We start from the raw sequence: 14,215 nt of genomic DNA, 5'->3' as shown, positions 1-14,215 counted from the left end.
GGGCAAGGCGCAAGAAAAGTTCAAGGCCGATGCGTATACAACGATACGAAAGGGTTTGAATGTTTCGAAGCAACGCTGCCGGCGTGGGAATTTCAACAGCCTGCTACCCTGGTATGGTGATGGTTCCGCTCATGTAGAGCACGGCGTCGCCGGCCATGCTTACGCGGTCGCCGTTCAGGGTGCAGAGGAGCTCGCCCCCGCGGGCCGAGACCTGACGCGCGCGCATGGTGCTTTTGCCAAGGCGTTTTGCCCAGTACGGGGTGAGCTGCGTGTGCGCCGAGCCGGTGACCGGGTCTTCCGCCACGCCGTGGCTGGGCGCAAAGACTCGGGAGACAAAATCCACGGCTCTATCCTTGCCCGGAGCCGTAACGATGACGGGCTTGAGCGGCGTCAGGGCCTGCATGTCCGGCGCAACGGCCCGCACCTGCTCCTCATTCTCCAGAACCACAAGATAGTCCCGCGCGGCAAGGACCTCCACGGGCTGTACGCCGCCCAAGGCCGCGACCATGGTCGAGACGTCGCCGTCACCATCGGTGATGGGTCCGGGCTCCCACGCCGGGAAGTCCAGGGCGAGCAGGCCGTCGTCGGTGTACTCCACGGACAGGGGGCCGCTGGCCGAGTGGAAGCGGATCACGGGATCGCTGTACCCCATTTGCGAGATGAGGACGTGGGCCGAGGCCAGGGTGGCGTGGCCGCACAGCTCCACTTCCGTTGTGGGCGTGAACCAGCGGATGGCGAAGTCCTTGCCTTGGGGCGCAAAGAAGGCGGTCTCGGAGAGGTTGTTCTCTGCCGCAATGGCCAGCATCATGGATTTGTCCAGCCAGGATTCCAGGGGACAGACCGCAGCCGGGTTGCCGCCGAAAATACTGCTGGTGAAGGCGTCCACCTGATAGATCGCGATATCCATGGCGAATTTCTCCAAAAAAAAGCCCCCGCACTGGGCGGGGGCTCGTTGTCAGCGTTTTGCGGTGACGTATAGCTCGCCGCCGTGGCTGTCATTGATGACGGTCACGGGGAACTCCTCCACGGTGAGCTTGCGGATGGCCTCGGGGCCGAGCTCTTCGTAGGCCACGATCTCGGCCGCCTTGATCTTCTGCGACAGGAGGGCGCCGGCGCCGCCTGTGCCCCCGAAGTACACGGCCGTGTAGTCCTTGAGCGCCTGCTTGACCTCGTCGTTGCGGCGGCCCTTGCCGATGGAAGCCTTGAGACCCAGGGAGTACAGCCGCGGGGCGTAGGCGTCCATGCGGTAGCTGGTGGTGGGGCCGGCCGAGCCGATGGGGCGACCGGGCGGGGGCGGCGTGGGGCCTACATAGTAGACCACGGCGCCTTTGAGGTCGAAGGGCAGCTCCTCGCCGCGGTCCAGGGTGTCGACCAGGCGTTTGTGCGCCGCGTCGCGCGCGGTGTAGATGGTGCCGGAAAGAAAGACAACGTCGCCGCTCTTGAGCGGGGCGATGTCCTCGTCGGTAAGCGGGGTGGTGAGGTGGTACTCGGCCATCAGAGAGTGACCTCCTTGTGCCGCGCGGAGTGGCACTGGATGTTCACGGCAAGGGGCAGGCTGGCGATGTGGACCGGAGCCATGGCGATCTTCACCGCCAGGCAGGTGGTCTTGCCGCCCAGGCCCATGGGGCCGATACCGAGATCGTTGACGAGCTGAAGCAGCTCCTTCTCCTTGGCCGCGGTCTCCGGATCGGGATGGGTGTCGTCCAGCTCGCGCAGCAGGGCCTTCTTGGAAAGAATGGCCGCGTTCTCGAAGGTGCCGCCGATGCCGACGCCGATGAGGATGGGCGGGCAGGGGTTGGGGCCGGCCTCGGCCACGCGGTCCAGGATGAAGTCCTTGATGCCCTCGTAGCCCTGGGAAGGAGCGAGCATGGTCACGCGGGACATGTTCTCGCTGCCGCCGCCTTTGGCCATGAAGGAAATCTTCAGGGTGTCGCCGGGCACCACGTCGAAGTGGATGATGGCCGGGGTGTTGTCGCCCCTGTTGGCGCGGGTCATGGGGTCGCAGGACGACTTGCGCAAAAAGCCGTCGGCGTAGCCCTTGCGCACGCCCTCATTGATGGCGTCGCGCAGGCCACCGTTCACCGCGACCTCCTCGCCCACCTCGACAAAGAGGACGGCGAGGCCGGTGTCCTGGCAGAGCGGCAGGCCTGATTTTTCGGCAAGGTCGGCGTTCTCCAGAAGCTGGCGGAACACTTCCTTGGCCACGGGGTTGTCCTCTTTGGCCTGGGCCGCTTCGAAGGCGCGGCGAACATCGGCTGGGAGGTACCTGTTGGCGTCGATGCATAGCTTGGCCACGGCATCGACAACCGTGTCACGCTCGATTGTGCGCATCCGTATCTCCTACGGGAGTTGAGGGTTCTTGGGACCCTTGCGTCCAATGGCGGTAAGCGCCGCCTTGCGCCGTAGGTAACCGAGCTGATCTTGCAGGGGCAGCTCCTTGGGGCAGACGTCTTCACAGGCGAGCAGGCCCATGCAGCCGAAAATGCCCTGGTCGTTGCCGATGATGTGGAAGTACTCGGCGTCCGAGCGCTTGTCGCGGGGGTCGACAATGAAACGGGCGATACGGTTCAGGGCCACGGCGCCCAGGAAGTCCTGGCGCATGCGGGCCGTGCCGCACGCGGCAACGCAGCAGCCGCACTCGATGCAGCGGTCCAGCTCGTAGATCGCATTGGCCACGTCGTTCTCCATCCGAGCTTCCTGCTCGTTGGAATCGAACTCGATGTCCGTGTGAATCCACGATTCCACGCGCTGGTACATCTCGCGGAACCAGGTGCCCGTGTCCACGGAAAGGTCGCCCACCAGCTTGAAGAACGGCAGCGGCAAGAGGGTGATCTCCGCGGGGTAATCTGCGGTTTTGGTATGGCAGGCCAGGGTGGGCCGGCCGTTGACGACCATGGCGCAGGAGCCGCACACGCCGGCCCGGCAGCAGAAGTCGAACTGCAGGGAGGCGTCCTGCTCCTCGCGGATACGGTTCAGCGCGATGAACAGGGTCATGGACTCGGTCTCGTCCAGGACAAAGGTGTCCATGTGGGGCGCGTCGTCAGCGTCCTGCGGATTGTAGCGGAAGATGTGGAATGTGAGCGTTCTGGCCATGGCTACTTGTCCTCTTTCGCTGCATCACGGGGGATGATCTTGCCGCCTCCGTAGCCGCGATCGCCAGGAGGTAAGGTGTAGACAGGGGAGGCGTCCTCATAGGTCAGGTTGGGCAGGGACGCGCCTTCTTTCCACGTGGCCAGGGTGCGGGAGAGCCAATCGCGGTCGTTGCGCTCCGGGTAGTCTTCGCGGGTGTGGGAGCCGCGGCTCTCGGTGCGCATCAGCGCGCCGTAGGTCACGCACAGGGCCAGGCGGACCATGCCGGGCATCTTGAGGGCCAGGGCCAGCTCCGGGTTGGCGCCCAGGCCGTTGGTCTTCAGGCCTATCCTGTTGGCGCGCTCGTGGATCTCCTGCAACTCGCCCACGCCGCGCTCCAGATCGTCGCCGTTGCGGTAGATGCCGGCGGCGTACTCCAGCACGTCGAACATGGCCTCGCGCACGTCGTAGACGTTCTCATGGCCGTGCTCGCCCTTGATGAGGGCGTCGATGCGTTCCCTGTCTTTCGTCACCTGCTCGCGGACGATGCCGGTGGGGAAGCTGACCTCGCTGCCCTTGAGGAACTCCACGATCTTCTTACCTACGATGCCGCCGGCCACCACGGTCTCGGCCAGGGAGTTGCCGCCCAGGCGGTTGAAGCCGTGCATGTCCCAGCAGGCGGACTCGCCGGCCGAGAACAGACCGCTCAGGCCGTAGGCCGCGCCGTCCTTGTTGGTGCGGATGCCGCCCATGGAGTAATGCTGCGTGGGCCGCACCGGGATGAGCGACTTCACCGGGTCGATGCCCAGGAAGTACTGGCAGATCTCGTCTACCTCGCGGAGCTTGGTGCGGATGTGCTTTTCGCCCAGGTGGCGGATATCCAGCCAGAGGTGGTCGCCGTACGGGCTGGGCACGCCCTTGCCCTTGCGCATGTGTTCGGTCATGCGGCGGGAGACCACGTCGCGGGAGGCGAGCTCGGCCTTCTCCGGCTCGTAGTCGGGCATGAAGCGGTGCAGGTCCTTGTCCAGCAGGGTGCCGCCGTCGCCGCGGCAGCCTTCGGTCACCAGGATGTCGGTGGGCACGATGCCGGTGGGGTGGAACTGGACCGCCTCCATGTTGCCGAGCGGCACCACGCCGGTGTCCAGGGCAGCGATGTGCGCGCCGCCGTCGTTGATCACGGCGTTGGTGGAGTTTCTGTAGATGCGGCCGAAACCGCCGGAGGCGATGAGTGTGGCGCGGGCCATGTAGACCACCAGCTCGCCGGTGCGCAAAGAGCGGGCCACGGCGCCCAGGCAGTTGCCGTCGTCGTGGATCAGGCTGATGACCTCGGTGCGGTCGTGCACCTGCACGCCCAGCTGGGCCGCGCGGTTGTCCATGGTGTAGAGCACGGAGTGGCCGGTGCCGTCCGAGGCGTAGCAGGTGCGCCACTTGGCCGTGCCGCCGAAGGCGCGGGCGTGGATCAGGCCGCGATTTTCCTCCAGCTCTTCCTTCTCGAAGGGCTTGCCGCCTTTATAGTAGGTGTGCACGCCGGGCTCCACGCGGTTCCACGGCACGCCCCAGTGGGCCAGGCGGCGCATTTCCACGGGCGCGGCCTCGGCAAAGAGCCAGGCTACCTCCTGGTCCGCGCCCCAGTCCGAGCCTTTGACAGTGTCCTGGAAGTGGATGTCCGGGCAGTCGCCCTCGCCCATGGCGCAGTTGCCGAGGGCTGCCTGCATGCCGCCCTGGGCGCAGCAGGAGTGGGAGCGGCGGGCAGGCACCAGGGAGAGGCAGACCACCTCGAATCCGGCCCCGGCGGCTTCCACGGCGCAGCGTTCTCCAGCCAGGCCTGCGCCGATGCACAACAGATCGGTGTAGAAAGTCAGCATGGGTGTCTCCTTAGCAGCCTGTTGAAATTCCCCTGCTGGCTGTGTTGCAAGTAAAGTTCAAACCCTCACGTGCCTTCATGTACGCATCGGCCTTGAACGTTTCTTGCGCCCTGCCAGCGCGGTCTTTGAACAGTCTGCCGAAAAGCATTTTGACAGCCCGTCAGCTCGCGGCGGCCGTGAGGGTGAGGAAGCGGATTATGGTAAGGAAGCCGATGACCAGGAAGACGATGAGCAGTCCGCGCTCCAGCTTCTTGCCGCCGGTGCGGGAGGAGCGCTTGATGAAGCCCCACTTCACGCCAATGCGGTAGAAGCCGATGGAGACGTGCAGCTCCACCAGCGGCAGCAGGCAGAGGTAGAAGATCAGCCACGGCCAGTGCTGCATGCGCGCGGCGCTTTTGGCCGCGGTGATGGGCAGGTCCGTGAGCACGACCCACATGTGCGCGGCGCCCATGATGAGGATGATCATGGCTGAGACGGCCTGGATGACCCAGAGCCAGGTGTCGCCGTGGTGCAGCATGCGAGAATGCTTGAGGAAGACTTTTTGCTGGTCGAGGCGGAAGGGCACCTTGCGCGCCGCGAGCACGAAGTGGAACAGGAACAGCACACCGATGATCGGGCCGCCGACCTGTGCCAGACCGGTGCTTTCGAAGAATACGGCGAGGGCGTTCATCGCTCCGGGACCGATGATCACGCTTGAGACGAGGATCATGTGCGACCACATGAACAGGATGAGAATCGCGCCGGTGAGCATCTGCGCCCAGTCCATGTAGGCGGCGGTTCTGCTCGACACCTTGGCGGGCATGGCGCTGTCCATTGCTGTGTAGGCCATCAGGCTACCTCCAGTGCATCAGTTTCGACATGATATATGTGGCGTTCCGTGGTAGCGTTGAATCAAAGCACAAGGAAAGAGCACACTCGTAACCTGACGTCTAATTTTTTGGACGCTGCCGGTGCGTTGTGCGGAGTAATTTATCAACATAATCAACATGAATTTGAAAGGATTGTCGGCAAGGATGTAAACTAAACTGAATGTCATGTCCATCAGGTTGGCACACTGGCCAGAACGTGCGATGCGCACGGAGGGGGAGAACCGCAATGAATACCAAGGGTTCGAGGTACGGCGCGAAATCGCGCTCGTTGCGGAAGGCGGCAGAAGAGGTGGAGGGGCTGGAGCTTGGCGAGGTTGGCATGGACGAGGCAGAGCTCACGGCGCGGATTGCCGCGCTCGATATGGACGGGACGTTGCCGGAACCCCTTGCAGCAGCACTGCGTACGTTGTCCGGGGGCCTGCGCAGGAGCCATGACGCCCTGCATGGGGACGACGGCACTCCTGCAGAGTAGACCACCCATAGCCCGTGACCATCGCGCGCCGCTCCACGAGACGGCATGCACCATGCGTGGCGGCATCAGTCCGAATCGCCATGCATAGCGGGTTTCGCTGTTCTTGCCTGCATGAATACCCCTAAGGTTTTGGCGCACAATGCCGATAGATACGGATAGTAACGGCGGCATGAATGCACCAACCATAGGCGGTGGTCATGAAGATAGAAGGCGGAACAGGGTTCAACCTGAACACGCTGCTTGGCGCGGACGCAGCGAACACAGCGCAGGATTCAGGCGAAGCTGTGGAGTCCCGGAAGACAACGCAGGCCGTTACGGTTGCGGCTCCTCCACGGCCGCGGAACCTGCTGGAAAACAATTTCGTCACGGCCAACAAAGAGCCGTCCAAATATGTACTGGGCATCCTCTCAAACCTTCGGGTCCAAAATCAGTTCCAGGATAAGCTGACCGGCATTGTCGAGCTGTACAGGCTGGAAGCCGAAAGCGCTGAAGGCTACGCCGGGAAGAACTTGGCCGGGGCTAAGGCGGCCAAGGCGACAGAAGAGCTGGCCGAAAAGGAAGTGCGCGACAAAGAGGCGGAGCGCATGGAAGAGGAACGCAAGGAGTCCGAAGAGCAGAGCGAGAAAAAGCTCGAAGAAAAGGCTACGGGGCAATCCGACGATACGGCTGCTGCGGAGACCGCTCCCGTGGAGCAAGACGACGAGACAGCGGTTGAGCAGATCCCGGCCGAGGACGAACCTGGTCAGGCGGACCGGCAGCAGAAGGCCGAGGCCCCGACCGCAGAGAGTGCGCCGCAGAACGGCGGCGCCGTGGAGGCGCAGCCGGAAGAGACCGGCGCCAGCGCCGCCCCAACAGCGCCACAGGAAGGAAGCACCGCCAGCATGGACCAGATGCGCGTCGATATCGTTGTCTAGAGGATAACGCAGATACCGATGCGCCTTTTCGATCCTTTCAGAGCATCCTGATCCTGAACAGATCTCGATGTTCGCATGCGCTTGTCCGAGATAATCACAGATTGTCTCAGCGCACGAGAACACTCCACCGTCAGCAAGCGCCAGCATGCGCATCCGGCATGCCGGTGAAAGCTTCGCCCCTCGCGATGATCTAGTCGTCCACTTCGATGGACAGGCCCACCGGGCAGTGGTCCGAGCCCATCACGTCCGTGGCGTGCCAGCAGTCCTTCACGCGGCCGGCCAGCTCCTCGGTCACGAAGAAGTAGTCGATGCGCCACCCCACGTTGTTCTGCCGCGCGTTGCGCCACGGCGCCCACCACGTGTAGTTGCCCGGCCCCTCGTGGAACATGCGGAAGCAGTCCACCCAGCCGTGGGCGGTGAACTTGTCCAGCCACGCGCGCTCCTCGGGCAGGAAGCCCGACGTCTTCGCGTTGCGGTCCGGGTGGGTCAGATCCTCAGGCGTATGCGCCGTGTTCACGTCGCCGCACAGGATCACCGGCTTGTCCATGCGCAGGGTTTCCGCGTACTCCAGGAATACGTCGTAGTAGTCCAGCTTGAACTTCAGGCGTTCCTCGTCCCTCTGGCCGTTGGGGAAGTAGACCCCGGCGGCGTAGAAGGCGGGGTACTCCAGAAGCACGAGGCGTCCCTCGCCCTGGAACCGCGCGTCCGGCAGGCCGGTGGATACGGAGAGCGGCTGCCTGCGGTGCAGCGCGGCAACGCCCGAGTACCCCTTTTTGACCTGGGCCGGGTTCCAGATTCCTGTGTAGCCGTGGGGATGGCGCGCCTCGTCATCCAGCTGCTCGGGATGCGCCTTGATCTCCTGCAGAAAGACCACGTCCGCGTCAGAGGACGTGAGCCATTCGCCAAAGCCCTTCTTCCAGACGGCGCGATAGCCGTTCACATTCCATGAGTAGAATTTCCAGAGTGCCATGGCCCCGTTGTACAGATTGGGGCCTGTGTGCGCCACCCCGGATTACCCAAAATGCGGTTCTGGAGCTGAGGAGTGCGGAACGCGTTAGCCGATGATATCGCGCGCCTTGTCCACCTGCGACGGCGAGAGATCCCCGGGCACAGCGCCGCGGCCCTTGGCCTTCAGGACCATGTAACGGGCGCAACCGCTGTTGTCCGACTGGCAGTATTTCTTTTTCATCATGCCTGCCATGGCCGGCATGTTCGCCATGCGGTCATTGAAAAAGATACACGTCTGGAGACATTCGCATTTGGCCATTCGATAAACCACCTGGGTTAAAAAGGGAGAAAACGGGTAGGAGATTTGTAAGCCAATGGATATAAAAAAGGAAGAGAATTCTTTGCAGAAATAGGAAAAGGCGCATCGAATCATTTTCAATGCGCCTTGCTTGTTTTCTAGATAGACGATTGCCTACATGGGCCGAGCGCCGAGGCCGGGACGGGCCATGGGCTGGTGCTCATTGGCCGGGATCAGCCGACCGTCGCGGGTGAGCACCATGTCGGTGATCGCCACGCCGGTTCCCGAGAGCTCGGCCGCCTTGTGTGCGATGGTGGACAGGCCGGTGCAGCAGGGCACCTCCATGCGCACCACGGTAACCTCGCTGGGCTGCGTGGCCTGGAACATGGCCGTGAGCTTCTCCAGAGTGGCTTGCGGGTCCTCGAACTTGGGGCAGGCGATGGCCACGGCCTTGCCGGGCAACAGCTCGCCGTGCAGGGCCGGGTGGGCCACCGGGGCGCAGTCCGCGGCCAGCAGCAGCCTGGAGCCTTGCGGGAAGGGCGGGTTCTGCGGGTTCATGAGGCGCAGCTTGACGGGCCAATGCTCCAGGGCGGACTCGAAGGTTCCGGGCACCTGGCCGGCGCCGGTCTTCTGCACAGCGCCTGCGGCCGCGCCAGGGCATCCGCCGGCAGGGGCGGGGCGTTCGATGCGTCCTGCCTGGCTGCCGGGGCAGCCGCAGCCCATGGGGGCCTTCTCGGCATTCTTCATTTCGGCCAGCCGCTTTTCCACGGCGTCTTCGTCAAAGGGCGGGGCTTCGCGCTCCACGAGCTTGAGCGCATCCTGTGGACACTCGCCCAGGCAGGCTCCCAGGCCGTCGCAGAGCACCTCGCCCACGAGACGGGCCTTGCCGTCCACGATGGCGAGTGCGCCCTCGGCGCAACCGATGATGCACTGGCCGCAGCCGTCGCAGAGCTCTTCGTTGATCTCGATGATGGGTCGGGTGATGGTAGTGGTCATGGAGTGATTCCTCCTATATGGCATGGTGGTTCGTTGAAAAAGTAGTCGTTGTATGGCTCCTGTCTAGCGCAGTGGACCGCGCCGTGCTTTGATCCAGATCAAATGACGCGGTTTTTTTGAAAAAAGTTTCGCCACGGGAATATCCGCCATGGATCAGGAGAAGGCGGCGTATCCGGACAGGATGCGCCGGAAACCCCGCCTCGCATGTTTCCTTTCAATTCACCCCTATGTTACATGGTGTTCATGATTCATCCCGCGACCCCGTGAAGGAGACGTTGCAATGCGCATGAAAAAAGCCGCCGGCCCCCTTGCCGGCGTTTTTGGGCTCGTCCTGCTGATTCTCTGGTCCGGCGGGTTTCTGGAGAAGAAACCCGTAGGGCCCGACACGGCGCTGACCATGCAGGTGGAGAAGCGCTATCCCGAGGCCCCGCCCACGGCCACGGCGGAACGGACCGAGATCGTGGATTGGTACGAGGCCGTGGGCACCGTGCGGCCGCGCACCGAGACCCAGGTGGAGGCGCAGGTCACGGCAATTATCAAGGAAGTCCGCGTGAACCCCGGCGACAGCGTGACCAAGGACGAGGTTCTGGTGGTGCTGGACGACCGGCAGCTCCAGTCCCGTCTGGAGCAGGCCAAGCGTTCGATGGAGTCGGCCCAGGCCGGGGTGGATCAGGCGGCCCAGGCCGTGCAGGCGGCCATGGCGTCCTTTGACCGCGCCAGCTCCCAGTACCGGCGCATCAAGTCCCTATTTGAAGAAAAGGCCGTGGCCGAGAGCGAGCTGGACCAGGCCGAGGCCGAGTACCTGCGCGCCAAGGCCGGCCTGGAGGAGGCCCGCAAGGGCCACACCGCGGCGCAGGCATCTGTGGAGCGCGCGACCGAGGCCGTGCAGGAGGCGAACATTGCGCTCTCCTACGCCACCATCAAGGCGTACGAGGGCGGCGTGGTCACGGAGCGCGACGCCGACCCCGGCGACCTGGCCGTGCCGGGCAAGCCGCTGTTGGTCATGCGCACGGGCACTAACATCCGGCTGGAGGCGCTGGTGCGCGAGAGCCTCATCGGCAAGGTCCGTCCGGGCAAGGAGTTTCCGCTGCACATCCCGGCCCTGGACCTCACCATCACCGGCGTGGTGGACGAGGTGGTGCCCTCGGCCGATCCCCAGACCCGGACCTTTCTCGTGAAAGTCACCATGCCGGACCAGCCGGGCATCTACCCCGGCATGTTCGGCCGGCTGCTCATCCCCATGATCAAGCGCGAGGCCGTGCTGGTGCCGCCGCAGGCGCTGCGCCGCGTGGGCCAGCTGGAAACCGTGGTTATCCACGACCCGAACCAGGAAGGCTGGCGCACCATCTTCGTGACCACGGGCCAGGCCAACGCCACGGCCGTGGAGGTGCTCTCCGGCTTGCACGGCAACGAGACCCTGGCCCTGCCCGTGTCCGTTGCCGGACCAGATAGCGGTAGCCCTGCCGAGGAGGGCGCCGATGGCTGAGCCAAAGCGCCGCGGCGTTATCGAAGCCATTGTCGCCACCTTTCTGCGCGGCAAGCAGGCCATCCTGCTGCTGGTGTTCGCCCTGGGGCTGGGCGCCACGGCGGTGATGATTACCCCGCGCGAGGAAGAGCCGCAGATTGTGGTGCCCATGGCCGACGTCATCGTCCAGGTGCCGGGCGCCTCGGCTGAGGAGGTGGAGAAGCTCGTCACCGCGCCGCTGGAGCGCATCCTCTGGCAGATCGACGGCGTGGAGTATGTCTACGCCAACGCCAGGCGCGACATGGCCATGGCCACAGTGCGCTTCTATGTGGGCGAGGACCGCGAGCGCTCGCTGATCAAGCTGCACAACGCAATCACCACCAACCAGGACCTTGTGCCGGACATCGTCACCGGCTGGGTGGTCAAGCCGCGCGAGGTCAACGACGTCCCCATCCTGCTGCTGACATTCTACTCCGACTCGTATGACGACTACGCCCTCAGGCGCATCGCCGAGGAGTTCTACAACCGCCTGGCCGAGGAGGAGGACATCAGCCGGCTGCAGCTCGTGGGCGGCCGGTCGCGCGAGGTCCGGGTGGAGCTCTCGCCCGAGCGTCTGGCAGGCTTCAACATCTCGGCGCAGGACGTGATGAAGGCGCTTGGCGGGGCCGACGCCTCTGTAACAGCCGGCACGGCGACTCTGGACGATAAGACCTTTTCCGTCACCTCGGACTCCTTCCTGATGGACCCGGCCGAGCTGGGCAGCCTGGTGGTGGGCGTGTTCGAGGACAAGCCGGTCTCGCTCTCGGACGTGGCCGAGATACGCGACGGACCGCAGGAGCCCGCGGCCTACTCGCGCCTGGGCTTCTCCAACTACCACGCCCAGGAGCGCGCCAGGCTGGGCATCCTTCCCGGCGTGAACAAGGACGCCACGGCGCTGCCGGCCAGACTGGACTACCCGGCCGTGACCCTGGCCATCGCCAAAAAGAAGGGCACCAACGCCGTGGACGTAGCCCGGCGGCTGACAGATCGCGCCGAGGAGCTCATACCGCTGCTGCCGGACGGCGTGCGCGTGGAGATAACCCGCGACTACGGCAAGACCGCCCAGGCCAAGGTCAACGAGCTGCTCGCCTCGCTCTTCTTCGCCATCGTCACGGTGGTGGTGCTGCTGGCCATCACCCTGGGCAGGCGGGAGGCGCTGGTGGTGGCCGTGAGCGTGCCGGTCAGCTTCGCCCTGGCGCTGTTCGTATCCATGCTGCTCGGCTTCACCATCAACCGGGTCACGCTCTTTGCGCTCATTCTTTCCATGGGTCTGGTGGTGGACGACCCCATCATGAACGTGGACAACATCCAGCGCCACATCCTGATGCGGCGGGAGGACCCGTTCAACGCGACACTCACGGCGGTGCGCGAGGTGCTGCCCCCGGTGCTTCTGTCCACGCTGGCCATCATCGTCAGCTTTGCGCCCATGTTCTTCATCACAGGCATGATGGGCCCATATATGGCGCCCATGGCGGCCAACGTGCCCCTGGCCGTGACCTTCTCCACTGTGGCCGCGCTCACCGTGGTGCCGTGGCTCTCCTACCACCTCATCAAAGGCCGGGTGGAGAAGGGCGAGGCGCCGTCGGCGGACGAGGCGTCGCAGTCCGAGGACACCACGCCGGTGTGGGTGCGCAAGAATTACAGAAGGATACTGGGGCCGTTCCTTTCCTCGCGGGGCATGCGGTTCGGGCTGCTCGTGGTTGTGCTGGGGCTGCTGGTCGGGTCACTTGCCCTGGCCGGCTTGCGCTACGTGCCACTCAAAATGCTGCCGTACGACAACAAAAACGAGCTGCAACTGGTCATCGACATGCCCGAGGGCTCCAGCCTGGAGGAGACGGACCGCGCTGTGCGCGCCTTCGAGGACTACCTGCGCACCGTGCCCGAGGTGACCACCTACGTGACCTATGCGGGCGACCCCTCGCCCATCGACTTCAACGGACTGGTGCGCCAGTACTATCTGCGGGAGAGCCCGCACCAGGCGGACATCCGCATCAACCTGGCCGGCAAGGACGAGCGAGTGATGCAGTCGCACTCCATTGTGCTGCGGCTGCGCCATGATCTGGAGACAATCGCCAAAGAGCAGGGCGCGACGCTGAAGATCGTGGAGTCGCCGCCCGGCCCGCCCGTGGTGGCCACGCTTACGGCCGAGGTCTCCGGCCGGCCCGGAACCCCGTACAGCGACCTCATCGCGGCTTCGCAGGAGCTTATGGCCAAGATGGAGCAGGAGCCCGGCGTCACGGACATCGACGCCAGCTTCCAGGAGCCATTCACGCGGATCAACTTCGTGGTGGACAAGCAGAAAGCCTCGCTGCATGGCGTGTCCACAGAGGCCATTACCGAGACCCTGCGCATCGCCGTGGGTGGAGCCGATCCGGCCACCATCCACCTGCCGGACGAGCGCCAGCCCCTGTTCATCCGGGTGATCCTGCCGCGGGAGCTGCGCGTCTCCCCGGCGAGCCTGACGCAGATACCGGTGCGCACGGAGTCCGGCGCCATGATCGAGCTGGGCGAGCTGGGCGACTTCGAGCGGCTGGCCGAGGACCAGCCCATCTACCATAAGGACCTCAACCGCGTGGTCTGGATATTCGCGGAGATGGCCGGCCGCGCGCCGGGCGAGGCTGTTCTGGACCTGGACGCCCGCCTGAAGGACGAGCCGCTGCCGCCCGGCGTCAAGGTGGACTGGGCCAGCGAGGGCGAGTGGAAGATCACCCTGCGCGTGTTCCGCGACCTGGGCATCGCCTTTGGCGCGGCGCTGCTGTCCATCTACATCCTGCTGGTTCTGCAGACCAACTCCTTCTCCATGCCGCTTCTGTTGATGACGGCCATACCGCTCACCCTGCTCGGCATCATGCCCGGGTTCTGGCTGATGAACATCCTGTTCACCTCGCATATAGGCGGCTACACCACCAACATCTTCTTCACGGCCACATCCATGATCGGGATGATCGCCCTGGGCGGCATAGTCATCCGCAACTCGCTGGTGCTTCTGGAGTTTATCGAGGAGAGCCGCGCACAGGGCATGGACGTGAAGGAGGCCATTCTGGAGAGCGGGGCCGTACGCTTCCGGCCCATCGTGCTCACCGCGCTGACAACGGCGCTGGGCGCGTGGCCCATCACTCTGGACCCCATCTTCTCCGGCCTGGCCTGGGCGCTCATCTTCGGCCTGGTGGCGTCCACGGCGTTTACTCTGCTGGTGGTGCCGGTGGGCTACTTCGTCACGCGGGGGCAAAAGCCCATGCAGACGTGAGGTCACGCAAGCGTGTTTTTTAATTCTGGATAA

Annotated in this window: 13 protein-coding genes; 4 read left to right on the top strand and 9 right to left on the bottom strand. The window is 64.4% G+C overall.

The window, feature by feature from the left end; genetic code table 11:
* Positions 1–103 precede the first annotated feature (103 nt).
* The 6 genes from E8L03_RS12350 to E8L03_RS12325 all read right to left on the bottom strand — a co-directional run bounded on the left by E8L03_RS12350 (position 104) and on the right by E8L03_RS12325 (position 5,763).
* The gene (locus tag E8L03_RS12350) at positions 104–907 is read right to left on the bottom strand and encodes a PhzF family phenazine biosynthesis protein (RefSeq protein ID WP_144307083.1); all 804 of its coding nucleotides are present in this window, start codon (positions 905–907) and stop codon (positions 104–106) included.
* A gap of 48 nt (positions 908–955) precedes the next feature.
* Complete coding sequence (locus E8L03_RS12345) at positions 956–1,495, bottom strand: Fe-S-containing hydro-lyase (protein WP_144307082.1); 540 nt, start codon at positions 1,493–1,495, stop codon at positions 956–958.
* Positions 1,495–2,331 carry a fumarate hydratase gene (locus E8L03_RS12340; RefSeq protein ID WP_144307081.1) on the bottom strand — a complete coding sequence of 279 codons (837 nt, stop codon included), beginning with the start codon at positions 2,329–2,331 and terminating at the stop codon, positions 1,495–1,497. The genes E8L03_RS12345 and E8L03_RS12340 overlap by 1 nt, the downstream gene beginning before the upstream one ends.
* Positions 2,332–2,340: 9 nt before the next feature.
* Positions 2,341–3,093 carry a fumarate reductase iron-sulfur subunit gene (locus E8L03_RS12335; protein WP_144307080.1) on the bottom strand — a complete coding sequence of 251 codons (753 nt, stop codon included), beginning with the start codon at positions 3,091–3,093 and terminating at the stop codon, positions 2,341–2,343.
* 2 nt (positions 3,094–3,095) lie between these two features.
* Entirely contained in the window at positions 3,096–4,934 is a 1,839-nt protein-coding gene (locus E8L03_RS12330; protein ID WP_144307079.1) for a fumarate reductase flavoprotein subunit, read from the bottom strand.
* A gap of 160 nt (positions 4,935–5,094) precedes the next feature.
* Complete coding sequence (locus E8L03_RS12325; protein ID WP_412973813.1) at positions 5,095–5,763, bottom strand: succinate dehydrogenase/fumarate reductase transmembrane subunit; 669 nt, start codon at positions 5,761–5,763, stop codon at positions 5,095–5,097.
* Positions 5,764–6,029: 266 nt separating this feature from the next.
* On the opposite strand from E8L03_RS12325, the gene E8L03_RS12320 reads away from it, so the two are divergent.
* Together E8L03_RS12320 and E8L03_RS12315 are read left to right on the top strand one after the other, a co-directional pair.
* Positions 6,030–6,275 (top strand): hypothetical protein, encoded by a 246-nt coding sequence (locus E8L03_RS12320; protein ID WP_144307078.1) that lies wholly within the window; start codon positions 6,030–6,032, stop codon positions 6,273–6,275.
* Between the two features lie 197 nt (positions 6,276–6,472).
* Complete coding sequence (locus tag E8L03_RS12315) at positions 6,473–7,189, top strand: prolipoprotein diacylglyceryl transferase (RefSeq protein WP_171267511.1); 717 nt, start codon at positions 6,473–6,475, stop codon at positions 7,187–7,189.
* A gap of 190 nt (positions 7,190–7,379) precedes the next feature.
* On the opposite strand, the gene E8L03_RS12310 is transcribed toward E8L03_RS12315, so the two are convergent.
* The 3 genes from E8L03_RS12310 to E8L03_RS12300 all read right to left on the bottom strand — a co-directional run bounded on the left by E8L03_RS12310 (position 7,380) and on the right by E8L03_RS12300 (position 9,431).
* The gene (locus tag E8L03_RS12310) at positions 7,380–8,159 is read right to left on the bottom strand and encodes an exodeoxyribonuclease III (protein WP_144307076.1); all 780 of its coding nucleotides are present in this window, start codon (positions 8,157–8,159) and stop codon (positions 7,380–7,382) included.
* Positions 8,160–8,243: 84 nt separating this feature from the next.
* Positions 8,244–8,456, bottom strand: a complete 213-nt coding sequence (locus tag E8L03_RS12305; protein ID WP_144307075.1) for a hypothetical protein — start codon at positions 8,454–8,456, stop codon at positions 8,244–8,246.
* Positions 8,457–8,609: 153 nt separating this feature from the next.
* The gene (locus E8L03_RS12300; protein ID WP_171267510.1) at positions 8,610–9,431 is read right to left on the bottom strand and encodes an ATP-binding protein; all 822 of its coding nucleotides are present in this window, start codon (positions 9,429–9,431) and stop codon (positions 8,610–8,612) included.
* Between the two features lie 280 nt (positions 9,432–9,711).
* On the opposite strand from E8L03_RS12300, the gene E8L03_RS12295 reads away from it, so the two are divergent.
* Complete coding sequence (locus tag E8L03_RS12295; RefSeq protein WP_171267509.1) at positions 9,712–10,917, top strand: efflux RND transporter periplasmic adaptor subunit; 1,206 nt, start codon at positions 9,712–9,714, stop codon at positions 10,915–10,917.
* On the top strand, positions 10,910–14,182 hold the full coding sequence (locus tag E8L03_RS12290) for an efflux RND transporter permease subunit (RefSeq protein ID WP_171267508.1): 3,273 nt from the start codon (positions 10,910–10,912) through the stop codon (positions 14,180–14,182). The genes E8L03_RS12295 and E8L03_RS12290 overlap by 8 nt, the downstream gene beginning before the upstream one ends.
* Positions 14,183–14,215 lie beyond the last annotated feature (33 nt).

It is taken from the genome of Oceanidesulfovibrio marinus (assembly GCF_013085545.1).
GTDB lineage: Bacteria > Desulfobacterota > Desulfovibrionia > Desulfovibrionales > Desulfovibrionaceae > Oceanidesulfovibrio > Oceanidesulfovibrio marinus.
This window is presented reverse-complemented; position numbering and strand designations above follow the sequence as displayed.

Excerpts from the sequence above, each read along its gene's own strand:
- E8L03_RS12350 (WP_144307083.1), bottom strand. The coding sequence starts at position 907 with ATGGATATCGCGATCTATCAGGTGGACGCCTTCACCAGCAGTATTTTC.
- E8L03_RS12345 (WP_144307082.1), bottom strand. The coding sequence starts at position 1,495 with ATGGCCGAGTACCACCTCACCACCCCGCTTACCGACGAGGACATCGCC.
- E8L03_RS12340 (WP_144307081.1), bottom strand. The coding sequence starts at position 2,331 with ATGCGCACAATCGAGCGTGACACGGTTGTCGATGCCGTGGCCAAGCTA.
- E8L03_RS12335 (WP_144307080.1), bottom strand. The coding sequence starts at position 3,093 with ATGGCCAGAACGCTCACATTCCACATCTTCCGCTACAATCCGCAGGAC.
- E8L03_RS12330 (WP_144307079.1), bottom strand. The coding sequence starts at position 4,934 with ATGCTGACTTTCTACACCGATCTGTTGTGCATCGGCGCAGGCCTGGCT.
- E8L03_RS12325 (WP_412973813.1), bottom strand. The coding sequence starts at position 5,763 with ATGGCCTACACAGCAATGGACAGCGCCATGCCCGCCAAGGTGTCGAGC.
- E8L03_RS12320 (WP_144307078.1), top strand. The coding sequence starts at position 6,030 with ATGAATACCAAGGGTTCGAGGTACGGCGCGAAATCGCGCTCGTTGCGG.
- E8L03_RS12315 (WP_171267511.1), top strand. The coding sequence starts at position 6,473 with ATGAAGATAGAAGGCGGAACAGGGTTCAACCTGAACACGCTGCTTGGC.
- E8L03_RS12310 (WP_144307076.1), bottom strand. The coding sequence starts at position 8,159 with ATGGCACTCTGGAAATTCTACTCATGGAATGTGAACGGCTATCGCGCC.
- E8L03_RS12305 (WP_144307075.1), bottom strand. The coding sequence starts at position 8,456 with ATGGCCAAATGCGAATGTCTCCAGACGTGTATCTTTTTCAATGACCGC.
- E8L03_RS12300 (WP_171267510.1), bottom strand. The coding sequence starts at position 9,431 with ATGACCACTACCATCACCCGACCCATCATCGAGATCAACGAAGAGCTC.
- E8L03_RS12295 (WP_171267509.1), top strand. The coding sequence starts at position 9,712 with ATGCGCATGAAAAAAGCCGCCGGCCCCCTTGCCGGCGTTTTTGGGCTC.
- E8L03_RS12290 (WP_171267508.1), top strand. The coding sequence starts at position 10,910 with ATGGCTGAGCCAAAGCGCCGCGGCGTTATCGAAGCCATTGTCGCCACC.